Genomic DNA, 17,136 nt, shown 5'->3' with positions numbered 1-17,136 from the left:
CGACGCCCCCTAGACCGCCGCCCCGGTCCCGGTCCCGATCCCGACACCCTTCAACGCCCGCCCGAACGCCCCCGCGTCGAACAGCGACCCGTCCCTCGACCCGACCGGCGCCCCCTCCACCAGCACCATCGGCGTCCCCTGCGCCCCCGTCGCCTCGAAGCCCTCCTGGGCCTCGGCGACCCACCCCTCGTACTTCTGTTCCTTCACCGCCGCGTCGAACTCCGCCCCGCGCAGCCCCGGTACCCGGTCCGCGATCCTCAGGAGCAGCTCGTCGGTGAACCTCCCCTTCGGCTGGCTGGCGAAGACCGCCGCGTGGAACTCCGCGAACTTCCCCGCGTCCGCCGACGCGCGCAGCGCGTTCACCGCCTTGACCGAACCGCTCATCCCGCCCCGGTCCAGGAAGGACGCCAGCAGGTACTCGATCTTCACCTGCCCGGCCGCCGCCAGCTTCAGCAGCGCCTCCCCGCCGGCCTCCTCGAACCGCGCGCAGTGACCGCACTTGGGGTCCACCAGCACCTGCGCGGTGCGCGGCGCGTCGGGCTTCCCCACGACGATCTTCGCCCCGTCCACCGTCGCGGGCAGCCCCGCGAGCTGCCCTGCGATCGGACTGGTCCGCACCGGAACCTCGGAGACGGCCATGCCCTTCCCCCCACCCGCCCCGGAACCGGAACCGCATCCGACGACCGCCCCGCCCAACAGGGCCACGGACGCGACGGCCGCGACCAGCCGCCCCGCCACCACAACCCGCACCATACGAACCAGTACCTCTCACACAAAAACCTGACAAAATCCCCGCCCCACCCTAAGAAGGAGGCCGGACCGCCCACATCAGCCATTCGGCCACCTCTCGGCACCCAAAACCCGACGTCACGCCCCTGGACACCCCTCCACAACCCCGTGTACCAACTCCCCCATGACGATCAACGGCGGAATTTCCTTCTGGTACGCGACGGACGAAACCGCCCCCGCCCACCCACCCCGCGCCCCGCTCACCGGCAACACCACGGCCGACGTCGTCATCGTCGGCGGCGGCTACACCGGCCTGTGGACCGCCTACTACCTCAAGACCGCCGCCCCCGACCTGCGCGTCACCGTCCTGGAGCAGAAGTTCTGCGGCTACGGGGCCTCCGGCCGCAACGGCGGCTGGCTCTACAACGGCATCGCCGGCCGCGACCGCTACGCCTCCCTCCACGGCCGCCCGGCCGCCCAGCGTCTCCAGCAGGCCATGAACGAGACCGTCACCGAGGTCATCGACACCGCCGCGAAGGAAGGCATCGACGCCGACATCCACCGCGGCGGAGTCCTCGAGGTGGCCCGCACCCCCGCCCAGCTCTCCCGCCTCAAGGCCTTCCACACCGCCGAACTCGCCTTCGGCGAAACGGACCGCGAGCTCTACGACGCCACCGACACCCGCGCCCGCATCAACGTCGCCGACGCCGTCGGCTCCAGCTGGACCCCGCACGGAGCCCGCATCCACCCCCTGAAGCTGGTCAAGGGCCTGGCCGCCGCCTGCGAACGCCTCGGCGTCGTCATCCACGAGTCCACCCCCGTCACGGAGATCGCCCCGCGCCGCGCCCTCACCCCGTACGGCACCGTCCGCGCCCCGTACGTCCTGCGCTGCACCGAGGGCTTCACCGCCGCGCTCAAGGGCCAGAAGCGCTCCTGGCTCCCGATGAACTCCTCGATGATCGCCACGGCCCCGCTCCCGCCGGAGACCTGGTCCCAGCTCGGCTGGTCCGACGCCTCCACCCTCGGCGACATGGCCCACGCCTACATGTACGCCCAGCGCACGGCCGACGACCGCATCGCCATCGGCGGCCGCGGCGTCCCCTACCGCTACGGCTCCCGCACCGACAACGACGGCCGCACCCAGCCGGCGACGATCGCGTCCCTCACCCACCTCCTGGAGTCCTTCTTCCCGGTCCTCACCGGCGTCGAAATCACCCACGCCTGGTCGGGCGTCCTGGGCGTACCCCGCGACTGGTGCGCCACGGTCACCCTCGACGCGGCCTCGGGCCTCGGCTGGGCCGGCGGCTACGTGGGCTCCGGCGTGGCCACGGCCAACCTCGCGGCCCGCACCCTCCGCGACCTGGTCCTGGGCGACCGCACCCCCCTGACCACCCTCCCCTGGGTCAACCACCGAGTCCGCCGCTGGGAACCGGAACCCTTCCGCTGGCTGGGCGTCCAGGCCCTCTACGCCGCCTACCGCGAGGCCGACCGCCGAGAATCCACCACCCACACCCCCACGACAACCCCCTTGGCCCGCCTGGCCGACCGCATCTCGGGCCGCCACTGACGGCATGCAGAAAGGCCCCGGGTGATCACCCGGGGCCTTCCGCTTTTGTACGAATTCCCTTGGTCAGTAGTGCTCTGACCTGGGACGGAGCCCCCTGTCGGATTCGAACCGACGACCTACGCTTTACAAGAGCGGCGCTCTGGCCAGCTGAGCTAAGGGGGCACACATGACACTGCACACTGCACAGAATCGCCTTCACTCTACACAGCCACCACACCCCGCCGCGAAGAACTTTCCGGCCGCCGTAACCGCTCGCCTACCCGTTCGTTCTACGTACTGAAGTACACGTCCGACTATCGGACCGTGAGGGTGGGAGGGTTCGTGGCCTCAGGCACGGAGCAGGAGATGCGCGTCCCCGACCAGCGCAAGCATCAGCAGCGTGCCGCCCCAACCCCCTCACGAGGCGTGCGAAAGACAACTGCTGTACCGCTACCGCTTCTACCCCACCGGCTCTGAGGCGGAGCAGCTGCTGCAGACGTTCGGCGCATTCCGGTGGGTCTACAACGAGGGCCTGGCGCTACGGGGTAGTCAGCTGAGACGTCAGTGCCGGTGGGGACTCAGTGCCGTGTGGAGGATGGGGAAGGGGATGTCTGGTGGAGCGCAGCGATGGGCGGCGGAAACGTGCACTGCGGACGCTGGCCGTTCCGTTCACCGTGTCGGCACCTACGGGTGCGCGCATCCGGGATCGTCTGCGTCTGTCTGTCCGCGATGCTGAGGTTTTGCGGACGGTCGGCGGGCATCTCGGCCGGTACGCCCGTGCTGATCTGGCCGAGCGTGTCCGCATCGGCAGGGTGCCGGCGAAAGAGAACAAGCGGGCGGATCGCAAACGTGCGCTGACAAGGATGTCGTCATCCCGGTGGGCAGGGGCGATGACTCGCGCGTCGGAGGATCAGTACCAACTGTCCCTGCGGTGCCTGTTCGATGAACGGACCTCGCTGCGCCGGGCCATCGCGAAGATCAGCAAGCGTCTGACCATCCCCTGTGGCCAGCGCGTCAGAGGTGTTCGGGGATATCCGAGCCAGGCCGAGCGGGCACAGAAGCAGCGCCGGTTGCAGGTCCTCACCGCTCGCCTCGCCGAGGTTGAGCGGCGGCTCGAATCCGGGTATCCGGCGATCACGGTTGGCGGCCGTCGCATGGCCAAGGCCCGGCACAACCTCGCCGACGCCGGGCTCACCGAAACTGAGTGGCGGGAGCGGTGGGACGCGCAGCGCATGTTCCTGACCGCTGACGGGGAGTCCGGTGCGCCTCATGGGAACTACACGATCACCGTGGAGCCGGCCGATGGGACGGTCACGATCGTCCTGCCCAAACCGCTCAGGCACCTCTCCAACGCACCACGCGGACGGTACCGGCTCGCCTGCACGGTCACCTTCAACCACCGCCAAGGCGAATGGCTGGACCGGATCACCGCCAACCAGGCGGTGCGCTACGACATCGTGTGCGACCCGAAACGTGGGCGCTGGTACCTCGACGCCTCCTGGTCGACCCCGACGACGCCTCTCCCGACTCCCGCCGAGCTGGCCGCAACCGGCATCCGACTGCTGGCCGTGGACCTCAACGCCGGCCACCTCGCCGCCTGCGTCGTCGATGCCCACGGAAATCCGGTCGGTCGGCCGATCACCGTTCCCACCGCCCTGACCGGCCCTGCATCCCAGCGCGACGGACGCCTCCGCGCCGCGATCAGCGAACTCATCCACCTCGCCCACCAATACGGCTGTGCCGGTCTGGCGATCGAGAACCTCGGATTCATCGACGCCCGCGCCACCGGCCGCGAAACCATGGGCCGAGGCAAGCGCGGCAAGTCGTTCCGGCGCACCGTCGCCGGACTCCCCACCGCGAAGTTTCGTGACCGGCTGTCCGGCATGGCCCACCACGCCGGACTTGTCGTCGTCGCCGTCGACCCCGCCTATACCTCCCGCTGGGGCGCCCAACACTGGAAGCACCCGCTCCAAGAGCAATCCAAGACCATCATTGTCACCGGCCACCATGCGGCCTCGGTGGCGATCGGCAGACGTGCCCTCGGACACGGGACACGGCGTCGGCCAGGTGTGACCGCACACGACCAGAGGATCGTCGCGCGGAGAGCTACCGGCCAGACCGTCACCGCACCGAGGGCACACGGGAACACGAGCCCGCCAAGGACCACAGGCACAACCCACCCGGGTGAGAAGACCTGCCGGGACCAAAACGACCAGCTCGCGCTGTTCCCCGTCCCCCAAAACCGTTCGGGGAGACAACCGGCGAGACCGGTTGCGGCGACTCGGCCATCAGTGGCCGACATCGCCAGGAACGGTCACGTCGTAGATGGTCATGGTCGTGATCAAAGCAGCCGCCTCTGACAGCCGGAGGAGGGCGGAGGCGGACGTCGGGGAAGTCACCCGCCTCCGGGTGCTGACAGGAGCGGATCGGGCGGGTAGCGTCGGGCGGAGTCCAGGTCACTGGACTAGACCTTCCACTCGGATCGTCCGGCACGTTCCTGCCGGTAGAAGGGATTCATCACCATGGCTTCTGTCACTTTCGACAAGGCGACCCGTCTGTACCCCGGCGGCGACAAGCCCGCCGTCGACCAGCTGGAGCTGGAGATCGCGGACGGCGAGTTCCTCGTCCTCGTCGGCCCCTCCGGCTGCGGCAAGTCCACCTCGCTGCGCATGCTGGCCGGCCTGGAGGACGTCAACGGCGGTGCCATCCGCATCGGTGACCGCGACGTCACGCACCTGCCGCCCAAGGACCGGGACATCGCGATGGTGTTCCAGAACTACGCGCTCTACCCGCACATGTCCGTCGCCGACAACATGGGCTTCGCGCTCAAGATCGCCGGCGAGGACAAGGCCACCATCCGCAAGAAGGTGGAGGATGCGGCGAAGATGCTGGACCTGACCCAGTACCTCGACCGCAAGCCGAAGGCGCTCTCCGGCGGTCAGCGCCAGCGCGTCGCGATGGGCCGCGCGATCGTGCGCAAGCCGCAGGTGTTCCTCATGGACGAGCCGCTGTCGAACCTCGACGCCAAGCTCCGCGTGTCCACCCGTACCCAGATCGCCGCCCTCCAGCGCGACCTGGGCATCACCACCGTCTACGTCACCCACGACCAGGTCGAGGCCATGACGATGGGCGACCGCGTGGCCGTGCTGAAGGACGGTCTGCTGCAGCAGGTCGACACCCCGCGCAACATGTACGACCGCCCGGCGAACCTCTTCGTCGCCGGCTTCATCGGCTCGCCGGCCATGAACCTCGTCGAGGTCCCGATCACCGACGGCGGCGTGAAGTTCGGCGACAGCGTCGTCCCGGTGTCGCGCGAGGCGCTGTCCGCCGCCGCCGACGCGGGCGACCGCACGGTCACCGTGGGCGTGCGTCCGGAGCACTTCGACGTCGGCGACACGGGCGGCCTGACCATCACCGTCAACGTCGTCGAGGAGCTCGGCGCCGACGGATACGTGTACGGCTCGACCTCGCACTCCGAGGGCTCGCAGGACATCGTGGTCCGCGTCAACGGCCGCCAGGTGCCCGAGAAGGGCTCCACGCTGCACGTGATCCCGCGCGCCGACGAGATCCACGTGTTCTCGACCTCCTCGGGTGCCCGCCTCTCCGGCTGACCCGTCCGCGCGTAGCGCACGCACACCGCACGCGCCGAAGGGGCGTCCCGTCAAGGGGCGCCCCTTCGGCGTGAGTTCCGGCGTGAGGTCCGGCAGATCGGGCCATTCGGCCCCAAGCGTCAACCCTTAATTCGAAAAGCCACGTCGAACCATCCCCCGACCGGGTGACTAAATGTCGCCATATCTTCACCGAGCGCTACTCTCGCCCTCGTGACCCACACTGCCCGCCGTATCGGCCGATCCCTCGCCCTGGTCCTGCCCGTCGTCCTGGTCCTGTCCGGGACCCTCGCGGTCACCATGGTCCCCTGGGCGGACAACACCCCCTCCCAGATCCTGACCGCGTCCGCCGAGGACGTCTCCGTCCCCGCGAAGCCGCGCGCCGCCCAGGACGTGCTGCGCGACAAGCTGTTGAGCGAGATCCAGCAGGGTGAGCAGCCGGGTGACGTCCTCACCCACCTCCAGCAGGAGGTCGACCGGCGGCCGTCCCTCGCCGAGCACTGCGTGGGGATCGCGCGCGCCCTCGGGCGGGCCGCGGTGGACGCCTACGGGCCCACGAAGGCCCAGTCGTTCGCGCGGCCGGTGTGCGACACCTCGTACGCGTCCGGCGTCGCGTCCATGGGCTGACGGCCGCCGCCGCACGCCCTTCCGCCCCCGGACACAACGAACATGACCGATTCCGAGCGCTCCGAGCGTTCCGACCGACCCCACGCGGCCGCGTTCCCGGCTTCCCCGACCCAGGCGGTTGTCCTGGCGGGGGGCCAGGGTTCGCGGCTGCGGCCGTACACGGACGACCGCCCCAAGCCGATGGTGGAGATCCCCGGAACGGGGATGCCGATCATCGGGCACCAGCTCGCGTGGCTGGCCTCCGAGGGGGTGACGGACGCCGTGGTCTCCTGCGGACACCTCGCCGAGGTGCTCCAGAAGTGGCTGGCCGAGGCCCCGTTGCCGCTACGGGTGACCACCGTCGTGGAGAACGAACCGCTGGGCCGGGGCGGCGGCCTGAAGTACGCCGCCCGGCACCTCCCGCACCCCGAGCAGTCCTGGTACGCGACCAACGGCGACGTGTGGACCCGCTTCTCGCTGCGCGAGATGGCCGCTTTCCACGCCGAACGCGGCGCCACGGCCACCCTGGCGCTCGCCCGCCCGCGCATTCCGTGGGGGGTGGTGGAGATCAACGAGTACGGGCACGTACTGGACTTCATCGAGGCGCCGCAGTCCCCGTACCCGGTCAATGCCGGCGTGTACGTCTTCGGACCCGAATTCGCCGCCCTGCTGCCCGATTTGGGCGACCACGAGCGTACGACCTTCCCGCGCCTGGCCCGCGAGCGGCGCCTCGCGGGCTTCCCGCTGCCCCAGGGGGCCTACTGGCGGGCGATCGACACGGCGAAGGACCTGACCGAGGCGGCACGGGAGTTGGCCGCGCAGAACGCCCTGTAGCGCCTCGCCGCACATGACGAAGGGCCCGGCACGCTCTCGCGTGCCGGGCCCTTCGTCCGCGCCGTTCTCCGTCAGCCGCCGAGGAGTCCCCCCAGCAGGTCGGGCTGCTTCGGTGCGGTGCTGCCGGATCCTCCCGTGGAGCCCCCGCTGCGCGTTCCCGCGGAGCTGGCCGGGGGCTTCTGCGGGGTGGACTGGCGGGGGGTGCTGCGCGGGGACTGGCTGCCGCTGCTGGTGCCGCGGGTCGCGGTGGGCGAGCCGGAGCCGGCCGTCGGGGAGCTCGAACCGGTGGCGCCGCGCCCGGTCTTGGCGGCCGGCGAGGAGGCTCCGGCCGAGGGCTGTGCGACCCGCTTCGAGGGGGTGGGGCTCACGGGCTGCTGCTGCTTGGGGGTGCTCGGCAGCGGCCGCCCGGGCAGGTAGTTGCTCGGGGCCTCGCCCGGTCCGGGCACCGTGACCACGGTGGTGGAGCGGACGGCGCCGCCCAGGAGCGAGCCGATGAGCAGGGTGAGTCCGCAGATGACGCTGGCCATGATGGCTCCGCGGCGCAGGACCCGGCGGCGCAGCCGCCAGACCTCGGAGCGCGGACCCAGGGTGCGCCAGGCCTCGCTCGCGAGGCGGCCGTCCAGGGAGTAGACGGGGGCGCCCGCGATGATCAGCGGGCTCCAGGCGGCGAGGTAGATGATGTCGGGCGCGTCGTAGGCGGGGACGGTCTTCCAGCTCACCGTCATCAGCAGCGCGGCGGACAGCAGGGCGCCGAAGCAGGCGGCGAACCGCTGCCAGAGGCCGAAGACCGTCAGCACGCCCACGATGACCTGGAGGAAGGCCACGCTGAGGCCGGCGCCGACGGGGTGGGCCAGCGCGAAGTCGCGCAGCGGCTCGGCGAGCGCCCAGGGCTGCAGGGTCTGCAGCCAGGTGACCATGGAGCCGCGTTCGCCGCCGTCGAAGTAGACGGGGTCGCACAGCTTGCCCATGCCGGCGTAGATGGAGATGAAGCCGAGGAAGACGCGCAGCGGGAGCAGCACGACGCCGAGGTTCATGCGGCGGCCGGGGTAGTACGAGGCCTGCGCGCGGGCGTCGTTCTGCGCGCGGGCCTCGCCCTGGGCCCGGCGGGAGTCCGCGGATCCGCTGCCCTCGGAGTAGGCGGCGTCGTAGGCCTCGTGGGAGTGGGAGAGGCCTCCCACCACGGGCTGCAGCCGGGTGTCGGTGTCGTCGGGGGAGCCGTAGCTGCGCTGGCCGACGACGGTCGGGGTGGCGAGGGTGTCGTCCGCGAGGTCGTGGGCGAGGTCGATGCGCGGGATGGTCTGGGTGGCGCCGCCGTCGTACTCGTCGCGGCCGTCGTGGGCGCGCCCGTGGTCGCGTACGGCCTGGAGCAGGCCGCCCATCGCGGCGCTGGCGGCGGCGTCGCCGGGGGCGGACTTGCCGCTCCAGACGACGGGTCGGCGGCGGGCTGCTCCGGCTCCGGCGGCCGCGAGGGCTCCGCCGAGTGCCGGGGCGAGCCCTGGGGCGCCCAAGGGCCTGGGACGCGCGCTGGGGCTCGGTGCGAGCCGCACGCGGAAGCTGGCGTGGTTGACGATGACCTGTGCGGGGTCGCACGGCACCTTGACCATGCTCAGCGCGGGCTGGTCGTCGAACCCTGGCGTTCTGGTGTCCACACTCATCTAACCGAGTGATGAGTGTTTAGGACACTGCCTTGACATCAGGGATGTGTCCGAGACCCGTCAAATCAAGCCACCCCGCCCGTAGGGGGCGGGGTGGCACGCTCACGGGTCACGTCCGATGAGCCAAGTGGATCAAGCGGCGGCCGCGGTGGTGCTCAGGCGGCTGCCGCCGGTGGTGCGGGTGGTGCTGCCGGCGATGCTCAGGCGCGGCCGCGGACGGCGCGGCGGCGGGAGGCCTCGTAGAGGACGACGCCCGCGGCGACACCGGCGTTGAGCGACTCGGCGCCGCCCGGCATCGGGATGCGCACGAGGTAGTCGCAGTTCTCGCCGACGAGGCGGCCGAGGCCCTTGCCCTCGGAGCCGACGACGATGACCACGGGACCGCCGAGCGCTTCGAGCTCGTGGACCTCGTGGGTGCCCTCGGCGGCGAGGCCGACGACGGTGATGCCGGCCTTCTTGTACTCCTGGATGGCGCGGGTCAGGTTGGTGACGCGCGAGACCGGCGTACGGGCGGCGGTGCCGGCCGAGGACTTCCAGGCACCGGCGGTCATGCCGGCGGCGCGGCGCTCGGGGATGACCACGCCGTGGCCGCCGAAGGCGGAGACGGAGCGGACGATCGCGCCGAGGTTGCGCGGGTCGGTGACGCCGTCGAGGGCCACGATGAGCGGGTCCTCGTGGTTCTCGTACGCGGCGGCGGTGAGGTCCTCCGGGTGCGCGTACTCGTACGGCGGGACCTGGAGGACCAGGCCCTGGTGGTTGAGCCCGTTGGTGAGGCGGTCCAGCTCGGGGCGCGGGGCTTCCATCAGGTTGATGTTGCCGCGCTCGGCCGCGAGCTGGAGGGCCTCGCGGACGCGCTCGTCGTTGTCGATGAACTGCTGGACGTACAGGGTGACGGCCGGCACGCCGTCGCGCAGTGCCTCGAAGACCGGGTTGCGGCCGACGACCATCTCGCTGGTGCCCTTGGGGCCGCCGCGGCGGGGGGCCGGGCGGCGCTTGGCGGCCTGGCGGGCCATGGCGTTGCTGATGCGGTTGGCCTTGTGCTTCTTGCGGTCCTCGGCCTTGGGCGTGGGGCCCTTGCCTTCGAGGCCCTTGCGCCGCTGGCCACCGCTGCCGACCGTCGCGCCCTTCTTGTTGGACGTGCGGCGGTTCCTGCGCTGGCTGTTCCCGGCCATGACCTCTACCTGATTTCGTTGGTTCTGCGATATGTACGTATGAAGAGTGTGCCGCCCGGGATGCCGGGCGGCCCAATCTGAGTGCGCCAGTGGGACTGCGCCGGTGGGCTCAGCGGGGGCCGAGCGTCCATCGGGGTCCGGTGGGGCTGTCCTCGATGACCAGGCCCGACTGCTGGAGCTGGTCGCGGATGGCGTCGGCGGTGGCCCAGTCCTTGCGGGCGCGAGCGGACTCGCGCTGCTCCAGGACCAGGCGTACGAGGGTGTCCACGGCTCCGTGGAGGTCCTCCCCGCGGTCCGCCTCGCCGGCCCAGTGCGGGTCGAGGGGGTCGAGTCCGAGGACGCCCAGCATGGCCCGCACCTCCGACAGGCGCGCGATGGCCGCGTCCTTGTCGTCGGCGGCGAGCGCGCTGTTGCCCTGGCGGACGGTCGTGTGGATGATCGCGAGCGCCTGCGGGACGCCCAGGTCGTCGTCCATGGCCTCGGCGAAGGCGGGCGGCACCTCGGCGGCCGGCTCGACGGAGCCGCCGGCCTTCTCGATGACGCGCTGGATGAAGCCCTCGATGCGCGCGAAGCCGGACTCGGCCTCGCGCAGGGACTCCACGCTGTACTCGATCATCGAGCGGTAGTGCGGGGTGCCGAGGTAGTAGCGCAGGACGATCGGGCGCCAGACCTTGAGCATCTCGGAGACGAGGACGGAGTTGCCGAGGGACTTGGACATCTTCTCGCCGGAGAGGGTGACCCAGGCGTTGTGCATCCAGTACTTCGCGAACTCGTCGCCGTAGGCCTTGGCCTGGGCGATCTCGTTCTCGTGGTGCGGGAAGATCAGGTCGAGCCCGCCGCCGTGGATGTCGAAGGCGCTGCCGAGGTACTTGTGCGCCATCGCGGAGCACTCCAGGTGCCAGCCGGGACGGCCGCGGCCCCACGGGGTCTCCCAGTCGGGCTCGCCCGGCTTGGAGGCCTTCCACATGGCGAAGTCGCGCGGGTCGCGCTTGCCTGCGACGCCCTCGTCGGGCTGGCGCAGGTCGTCGATGTTCTGGTTCGACAGCTCCAGGTAGCCCGGGAAGGAGCGCACGTCGAAGTAGACGCTGCCGTCGGCCTCGTACGCGTGGCCGCGCTCGATGAGCCCGCGCATCATCTCGATCATCTCGGGGACGTGGCCGGTGGCGCGCGGCTCGTACGTGGGCGGCAGGCAGCCCAGCGCGTTGTAGCCGTCGTTGAAGGCGCGCTCGTTCTCGTAGCCGATGGACCACCAGGGGCGGCCCTGCTCGCCGGACTTCCCGATGATCTTGTCGTCGATGTCGGTGACGTTGCGGATGAAGGTGACGTCGAGCCCGCGGTAGGTGAACCAGCGGCGCGCGATGTCGAAGTTCAGGTACGAGCGGACGTGCCCGATGTGCGGAGCCGCCTGCACGGTGGCGCCACAGAGGTAGATCGAGACACAGCCCGGAACGAGCGGGGTGAAGTCACGGATCTGCCGGGCGCTGGTGTCGTACAGGCGAATAGTCACGGCATCCAGGGTAGTGCGCCTGTAGCAGTGCCCCGCGACCCTTTCGGCACGCGGGGCCCGCTTTGTTGTCGAAGAGCCGCGGGAGCGGTGTGGGCGTACGGGGTACTAGGCCCGGTTCGTCCGGTACACGAGGGCCGTGGCGATGGCGGCGAGGCCTTCGGCGCGGCCGGTGAGGCCCAGTCCGTCGGTGGTGGTGCCCGACACGGAGACGGGGGCGCCCGCCGCTGCGGCGAGCGCCTTCTGTGCCTCTTCGCGCCGCTTGCCGATCTTCGGGCGTACGCCGATCACCTGGATGGCGATGTTGCCGATCTCGAAGCCCTCGGCGCGGACGATCCGGGCGGCTTCCGCCAGAAGGGTGACGCCGGCGGCGCCGGACCACTCGGGGCGGGAGGTGCCGAAGTGCGCACCGAGGTCGCCGACGCCTGCGGCGGAGAACAGGGCGTCGCAGGCGGCGTGCGCGGCGACGTCCCCGTCGGAGTGCCCGGCGAGGCCGTCCTCGCCCTCCCAGAGCAGGCCGGCGCACCACAGTTCGCGGCCGGTCTCGAAGGCGTGCACGTCGGTGCCGATGCCGACGAGCGGGATCAGCGGGGCGGGACTAGTAGGCATCGGTGGCCCTCCGGCGGGCGAGTACGGCCTCGGCGAGGACCAGGTCGAGCGGGCGGGTGACCTTGAAGGCCTCTTCGTGGCCGGGAACCGCCACGACGGTGACGCCGAGCTGTTCCACCATGCCGGCGTCGTCGGTGGCGCCCTCACCGTCGACGGCCACCTTCTCGTGCGCCAGGCGGAGCGTGGCGAGGTCGAAGCCCTGCGGGGTCTGTACGGCGCGCAGCCGGGCCCGTACGGGGGTGGAGACGACCGGCTCGGGCTCGCCGGGCCGGCCGGGCTCGACCTCCTTGACGGTGTCGGCCAGCGGCAGCGCGGGGACGACGGCGAGCGCGCCGTCGCGGACGGCCTCGACGACCGTGTCGACGGTGTCGACGGGGACCAGGGGGCGGGCCGCGTCGTGGATCAGGACGGCCGTGATGTCGGCCGGGAGCGCGTCCAGGCCGGCGCGTACGGATTCCTGCCGGGTCTCCCCGCCGGGGACGACCAGGATCTCCGTGCGCTCGGGCAGCGCGTGCTCGTCGAGCAGCCGGCGCACGTCGGCGGTGCCGTCGGACGGCGCCACGACGACGACGAGGGTGATCGCGCGGGAGCGCGCCATGGCGCGTACGGCGTGGATGAGCATGGGCGTGCCGCCCAGGGTCCGCAGGGCCTTGGGGGCGCCGGGACCGAGACGGACCCCGCGGCCGGCGGCCGGGATCACCGCGGCGGTGCGGTGGGGGCGCGATTCGTCAGACATCAGTAGCTCCGAGCCAGGTTTGTGACTTCGGCCGACATGGGTATGGCCTGAAGGGTGCCGGGTGCGACGCCCTCGCCCCTTCCGTGACGACCGGTCGAGTCGGCTGCCCGGACCCGGCACGCCAGTGATGCCGCGAGTAGTGCACGGCCCGGTGTGTGGCGGGCCGTGGTGTACGGGCATGGGTGCAGACATGCCGCAGCGCCCGGCAACAAGTCTCCTTGTCATCGGGCACCGCGGCACAACTGTGTACGACGAGGCGTACGAATGATCGCGTCAGGACGCGAGCACTTCGTCGAGGAGGGCCTCGGCCTTGTCCTCGTTGGTGTTCTCGGCGAGCGCGAGCTCGCTCACCAGGATCTGACGCGCCTTCGCGAGCATGCGCTTCTCACCTGCGGAGAGCCCACGCTCACGCTCACGACGCCACAGGTCACGCACAACTTCGGCGACCTTGATGACATCGCCAGAAGCGAGCTTTTCCAGATTTGCCTTGTAGCGCCGGGACCAGTTCGTCGGCTCTTCTGCGTACGGTGCGCGGAGCACCTCGAAGACCCGGTCCAGCCCGTCCTGGCCGACTACGTCGCGAACGCCTACGAACTCCGCATTGTCCGCGGGAACGCGAACGGTCAGGTCACCCTGCGCGACCTTGAGCACCAAGTAGGTCTTGTCCACGCCTTTGATCTGGCGAGTTTCGATAGCCTCGATCAGCGCGGCCCCGTGATGGGGATAGACCACGGTGTCGCCAACCTTGAACGTCATGTGACAGGTACCCCTTCCGTGGCTATCCAGGGTAACACGAGAATCGACCGTTATGAATGGCGTTTTCGCAGGTCAGGGCACATCTCAGGGCTTGACAACAGCGACACGAACGTGCTGCGAGAGGCTTCCGGAAGGGGGTATTCGCAGGTCGGAGGCGCTGTGCGGACCAGGCGAAACGGCTACGTTACACCTGCCCGGGACCCCCGACGATGTGACGTACGTCCCGTTTTGACGGTTTCCGGCGCGGGAAACCGAACTACTCCGTTCGACTGGCGGCCACCCGTACGGGGCCCGTTCCGGCCCAATCCGGAATTGATCACCGCGTGGTGTTCGATGAAATCCGGAAATTGATCACCGGAGCCGCGCCGGCCTTTGCGAGCGGGCCTTTTGCGAATGAAAGATCACCCGGCCCCGGCGCGGCGGTGACGGAACCCGCCGGTACGAGGCGGGTTCCCCTTCGAGGGCCCGGCCGGGGCCCGGCCCCACACTGCGGAGGGTCGGGTGCGGGGGCGGGGCGGCGGCTCGGTAACCTAAGCGCGCTGACACATCCTTAGAGCGGCTTTACTTCGCCGTTCCGAGGCGTCCACCCTTCCCTTCCGTACGTCCAAGGAGTTGCCTCCCCCGTGAGCCGCAGCCTTCGACGCGGCGCCCTCGCCGCCACCGCCGCCGCCTTCTCGCTCGTCTCGCTGGGCGCCTGCGCCGCGGGCCACGACGCGCCGACTCTCCAGGTCAAGCCGGACAACGCCGCCGTGACCAAGGGCGACATCAAGGTCCAGAACGCTCTGGTGATCACCCAGGAGAAGGACAAGAAGGGCCCGGCCGCGGTCTCCGCGACGGTGTTCAACAACGGCACCAAGGAGCAGACGCTCGACGCCATCACCCTTCCGGGCAGCAAGGCCGTCGTGACGCTGAAGCCCGCGGGCAGCGGCTCCAAGGTGGTCATCCCGGCCGGGGGCTCCGTCCTCCTGGGCGGCAAGGGCAACGCCTCCGCCGTGATCGCGGGCGGGGAGTCCGTCGTGGACGGCAACGTCCAGAAGATCGTCTTCCAGCTGAGCACCACGGGCGACGTCGAGCTCGAGGGCTTCGTCGTCCCGGCCACGGGCATGTACGAGGGCTACGGCCCGACCGCCGCCCCGGCCGCCGGCGCCACGCCGTCGGGCAGCCCCTCGGCTTCCCCCTCCGGCTCCGCCTCGGCCACGCCGTCCGGTTCCCCGTCCGCCTCGGCCTCGCACGGGGCCGCCGCGTCCGGTTCGCCGTCCACCGGCACCGGTCACTGAGGCGCGAAGCACCGTACTCAACGGGAACGGCCCCCGTCCGCTCGATGCGGACGGGGGCCGTTCCCGTGTTCCGGCGTATCCGGGCCGGTTTACGGCTCGAACTTGTAGCCGAGGCCGCGGACCGTGACCAGGTAGCGCGGTGCACCCGGGTCGGGCTCGATCTTGGCGCGCAGGCGCTTCACGTGGACGTCCAGGGTCTTGGTGTCGCCGACGTAGTCGGCGCCCCAGACCCGGTCGATGAGCTGCATGCGGGTCAGTACGCGGCCCGCGTTGCGCAGCAGCATCTCCAGCAGGTCGAACTCCTTCAGCGGGAGGTCCACCTTGGCTCCCGAGACGGTGACCACGTGGCGGTCGACGTCCATCCGGACGGGGCCCGCTTCCAGGGCCGCCGGGGTGACCTCTTCCGGCTCGCCGCGGCGGCGCAGGACCGCGCGGATGCGGGCGACCAGCTCCCGCGAGGAGAAGGGCTTCGTGACGTAGTCGTCGGCTCCTATCTCCAGCCCGACGACCTTGTCGATCTCGCTGTCCTTGGCGGTCACCATGATCACGGGGACGTTGGAGCGGCCGCGCAGCTGCCGGCAGACCTCCGTGCCGGGCAGGCCGGGGAGCATCAGGTCGAGGAGGACGAGGTCGGCGCCGTTGCGCTCGAACTCGTCGAGCCCGTCGGGCCCGGTCGCGGCGATCGCGACCTCGAAGCCCTCCTTGCGGAGCATGTAGGACAGGGCGTCGCTGAAGGATTCCTCATCCTCGACGACGAGCACACGGGTCACGGAAGGACCTCCGGGGCAGGGGTGGCTGGTGCGGTGTGAGGTTCAAGCTGGGGGTGGGCGGGTGCGGAGGCCGTCGCCGGGGCCGGCGCGGCCGCTTCGGGGAGTCGCAGGGTGAACGTGGAACCCTGGCCCTCCGAGCTCCAGACCGACACCTCCCCGCCGTGCGAAGCCGCTACGTGCTTCACGATCGCAAGGCCCAGACCGGTTCCTCCCGTGGCGCGGGAGCGGGCCGGGTCCACTCGGTAGAAGCGTTCGAAGATGCGCTCGCGGTCCTTTTCCGGGATGCCGATGCCCTGGTCGGTCACGGCTATCTCGATCAAGTCTCCACCCGGCGCGGTGACCCGGCGCGCGGCGATGCCGACGCGGGTGCGGGCGGGGCTGTAGTTGACGGCGTTCTCGACCAGGTTCCCGAGGGCGGCCGCGAGCTGCCCCCGGTTGCCCCATACCCGCAGGTCGGCGGTGCCGCCGGCGGCCATGGTGATCTGTTTCGCGGAGGCCGTGTGGCGGCAGCGGTCTATGGCCTCGGCCACGAGCGTGTCCACACGGACGGGTTCCGCGTCCTCCAGGGGATCGTCGTTCTGTACCCGGGAGAGGTCGATGAGTTCTTGTACGAGGTTGATGAGGCGGGTCGCCTCGATCTGCATGCGGCCGGCGAACCGGTGCACGGCCTCGGGATCGTCCGAGGCGTCCATGACGGCCTCGGAGAGCAGGGAGATCGCGCCGACCGGGGTCTTGAGCTCGTGCGACACGTTCGCGACGAAGTCGCGGCGCACGGCCTCGATGCGGCGGGCCTCGGTGAGGTCCTCCACGAGGAGGAGCACCAGGCGGGAGCCGAGCGGGGCGACGCGCGCCGAGACGGCGAGGGCCTCTCCGCGGCCGGTGCCGCGCCGGGGCAGGTCGAGCTCGACCTGGCGTATCTCCCCGTCGCGCCGGGTGTCGCGGGCCATGTGGAGCATGGGCTCCACGGCGAGCTTGCCGCCGCGGACCAGGCCGAGGGCATATGCCGCCGAGCTGGCCTTGACGACCGCGTCCCCCTCGTCGAGCACGACGGCGGAGGATCGGAGCACGGAGAGGACGGTGTCCACTCCCGGTGGGAGCACCGCGTTGATGTCGGGGCGCATGGAGCTCCGGGTGGGGCGGGCTTGGTCGCGCTCGCTCCAGCGGAACGCCAGCATCGCGATCACACCGGTGCAAAGACCGGCGATCGCGGCAGCTGCGGCGACCGCCGCGTTCACGTCCATGACTCCAGGTTAAGCAGGCGGGGGGACACTTCCACAGCCGTTCGGGTGGCACCTCGAACAGTCGTCGCCCAGAGTTCACCCTGGCGACCGTGC

At 70.8% G+C, this 17,136-nt stretch carries 15 protein-coding genes, 1 tRNA gene and 1 pseudogene; 7 read left to right on the top strand and 10 right to left on the bottom strand.

Annotation, left to right across the window (positions count from 1 at the left end; genetic code table 11):
• Positions 1–9: 9 nt before the first annotated feature.
• On the bottom strand, positions 10–753 hold the full coding sequence (locus OG898_RS13745) for a thioredoxin domain-containing protein (protein ID WP_250744562.1): 744 nt from the start codon (positions 751–753) through the stop codon (positions 10–12).
• Between the two features lie 160 nt (positions 754–913).
• Here OG898_RS13745 and OG898_RS13740 point away from each other — a divergent pair, with 160 nt between their 5' ends.
• Positions 914–2,296 carry an FAD-binding oxidoreductase gene (locus tag OG898_RS13740; RefSeq protein WP_266957009.1) on the top strand — a complete coding sequence of 461 codons (1,383 nt, stop codon included), beginning with the start codon at positions 914–916 and terminating at the stop codon, positions 2,294–2,296.
• Between the two features lie 88 nt (positions 2,297–2,384).
• On the opposite strand, the gene OG898_RS13735 is transcribed toward OG898_RS13740, so the two are convergent.
• Positions 2,385–2,458, bottom strand: a tRNA-Thr gene (locus OG898_RS13735).
• A gap of 217 nt (positions 2,459–2,675) precedes the next feature.
• On the opposite strand from OG898_RS13735, the pseudogene OG898_RS36395 reads away from it, so the two are divergent.
• The 5 genes and pseudogenes from OG898_RS36395 to OG898_RS13715 all read left to right on the top strand — a co-directional run.
• Positions 2,676–2,777 (top strand): annotated as a pseudogene (locus tag OG898_RS36395) (hypothetical protein); the annotation flags it as partial.
• A 112-nt stretch (positions 2,778–2,889) separates the two neighbouring features.
• Positions 2,890–4,635, top strand: coding sequence for a hypothetical protein (locus tag OG898_RS13730; RefSeq protein WP_266957007.1), 1,746 nt, complete (start codon positions 2,890–2,892; stop codon positions 4,633–4,635).
• A 162-nt stretch (positions 4,636–4,797) separates the two neighbouring features.
• Positions 4,798–5,886, top strand: a complete 1,089-nt coding sequence (locus tag OG898_RS13725; protein WP_250744565.1) for an ABC transporter ATP-binding protein — start codon at positions 4,798–4,800, stop codon at positions 5,884–5,886.
• A 210-nt stretch (positions 5,887–6,096) separates the two neighbouring features.
• Positions 6,097–6,510, top strand: a complete 414-nt coding sequence (locus tag OG898_RS13720; protein WP_250744566.1) for a hypothetical protein — start codon at positions 6,097–6,099, stop codon at positions 6,508–6,510.
• 42 nt (positions 6,511–6,552) lie between these two features.
• Positions 6,553–7,323, top strand: coding sequence for a nucleotidyltransferase family protein (locus tag OG898_RS13715; protein WP_250744567.1), 771 nt, complete (start codon positions 6,553–6,555; stop codon positions 7,321–7,323).
• A 71-nt stretch (positions 7,324–7,394) separates the two neighbouring features.
• On the opposite strand, the gene OG898_RS13710 is transcribed toward OG898_RS13715, so the two are convergent.
• The 6 genes from OG898_RS13710 to OG898_RS13685 form a co-directional block, all read right to left on the bottom strand.
• Positions 7,395–8,978: a DoxX family protein gene (locus OG898_RS13710; protein ID WP_250744568.1), complete on the bottom strand. Its 1,584-nt coding sequence runs from the start codon at positions 8,976–8,978 to the stop codon at positions 7,395–7,397.
• A gap of 200 nt (positions 8,979–9,178) precedes the next feature.
• Positions 9,179–10,150, bottom strand: a complete 972-nt coding sequence (gene rlmB, locus OG898_RS13705) for a 23S rRNA (guanosine(2251)-2'-O)-methyltransferase RlmB (RefSeq protein WP_250744569.1) — start codon at positions 10,148–10,150, stop codon at positions 9,179–9,181.
• A gap of 109 nt (positions 10,151–10,259) precedes the next feature.
• Positions 10,260–11,657, bottom strand: coding sequence for a cysteine--tRNA ligase (cysS, locus tag OG898_RS13700; protein ID WP_250744570.1), 1,398 nt, complete (start codon positions 11,655–11,657; stop codon positions 10,260–10,262).
• Between the two features lie 105 nt (positions 11,658–11,762).
• The gene (gene ispF / locus OG898_RS13695; RefSeq protein WP_250744571.1) at positions 11,763–12,263 is read right to left on the bottom strand and encodes a 2-C-methyl-D-erythritol 2,4-cyclodiphosphate synthase; all 501 of its coding nucleotides are present in this window, start codon (positions 12,261–12,263) and stop codon (positions 11,763–11,765) included.
• Positions 12,253–12,999 (bottom strand): 2-C-methyl-D-erythritol 4-phosphate cytidylyltransferase, encoded by a 747-nt coding sequence (gene ispD, locus OG898_RS13690; RefSeq protein WP_250744572.1) that lies wholly within the window; start codon positions 12,997–12,999, stop codon positions 12,253–12,255. Before ispD ends, ispF begins: the two co-directional genes overlap by 11 nt.
• 273 nt (positions 13,000–13,272) lie before the next feature.
• Positions 13,273–13,755, bottom strand: a complete 483-nt coding sequence (locus tag OG898_RS13685; RefSeq protein ID WP_003953493.1) for a CarD family transcriptional regulator — start codon at positions 13,753–13,755, stop codon at positions 13,273–13,275.
• A gap of 623 nt (positions 13,756–14,378) precedes the next feature.
• Between OG898_RS13685 and OG898_RS13680 the strand changes: the two genes are divergently transcribed.
• Positions 14,379–15,032 (top strand): DUF461 domain-containing protein, encoded by a 654-nt coding sequence (locus tag OG898_RS13680; protein WP_250744573.1) that lies wholly within the window; start codon positions 14,379–14,381, stop codon positions 15,030–15,032.
• 89 nt (positions 15,033–15,121) lie between these two features.
• Here the strand turns inward: OG898_RS13680 and OG898_RS13675 are convergent, their stop codons facing one another.
• Entirely contained in the window at positions 15,122–15,802 is a 681-nt protein-coding gene (locus OG898_RS13675) for a response regulator transcription factor (RefSeq protein WP_086575133.1), read from the bottom strand.
• Positions 15,799–17,043 (bottom strand): cell wall metabolism sensor histidine kinase WalK, encoded by a 1,245-nt coding sequence (locus OG898_RS13670; RefSeq protein WP_250744574.1) that lies wholly within the window; start codon positions 17,041–17,043, stop codon positions 15,799–15,801. The genes OG898_RS13675 and OG898_RS13670 overlap by 4 nt, the downstream gene beginning before the upstream one ends.
• Positions 17,044–17,136 lie beyond the last annotated feature (93 nt).

It is taken from the genome of Streptomyces sp. NBC_00193, from assembly GCF_026342735.1.
GTDB classification, from domain to species: Bacteria; Actinomycetota; Actinomycetes; order Streptomycetales; family Streptomycetaceae; genus Streptomyces; species Streptomyces stoeckheimensis.
This window is presented reverse-complemented; position numbering and strand designations above follow the sequence as displayed.

What these genes read in the sequence shown, in the direction of transcription:
- OG898_RS13745 (WP_250744562.1), bottom strand. Translation starts at nt 753, where the DNA reads ATGGTGCGGGTTGTGGTGGCGGGGCGGCTGGTCGCGGCCGTCGCGTCC.
- OG898_RS13740 (WP_266957009.1), top strand. Translation starts at nt 914, where the DNA reads ATGACGATCAACGGCGGAATTTCCTTCTGGTACGCGACGGACGAAACC.
- OG898_RS13725 (WP_250744565.1), top strand. Translation starts at nt 4,798, where the DNA reads ATGGCTTCTGTCACTTTCGACAAGGCGACCCGTCTGTACCCCGGCGGC.
- OG898_RS13715 (WP_250744567.1), top strand. Translation starts at nt 6,553, where the DNA reads ATGACCGATTCCGAGCGCTCCGAGCGTTCCGACCGACCCCACGCGGCC.
- OG898_RS13710 (WP_250744568.1), bottom strand. Translation starts at nt 8,978, where the DNA reads ATGAGTGTGGACACCAGAACGCCAGGGTTCGACGACCAGCCCGCGCTG.
- rlmB (WP_250744569.1), bottom strand. Translation starts at nt 10,150, where the DNA reads ATGGCCGGGAACAGCCAGCGCAGGAACCGCCGCACGTCCAACAAGAAG.
- ispF (WP_250744571.1), bottom strand. Translation starts at nt 12,263, where the DNA reads ATGCCTACTAGTCCCGCCCCGCTGATCCCGCTCGTCGGCATCGGCACC.
- ispD (WP_250744572.1), bottom strand. Translation starts at nt 12,999, where the DNA reads ATGTCTGACGAATCGCGCCCCCACCGCACCGCCGCGGTGATCCCGGCC.
- OG898_RS13685 (WP_003953493.1), bottom strand. Translation starts at nt 13,755, where the DNA reads ATGACGTTCAAGGTTGGCGACACCGTGGTCTATCCCCATCACGGGGCC.
- OG898_RS13670 (WP_250744574.1), bottom strand. Translation starts at nt 17,043, where the DNA reads ATGGACGTGAACGCGGCGGTCGCCGCAGCTGCCGCGATCGCCGGTCTT.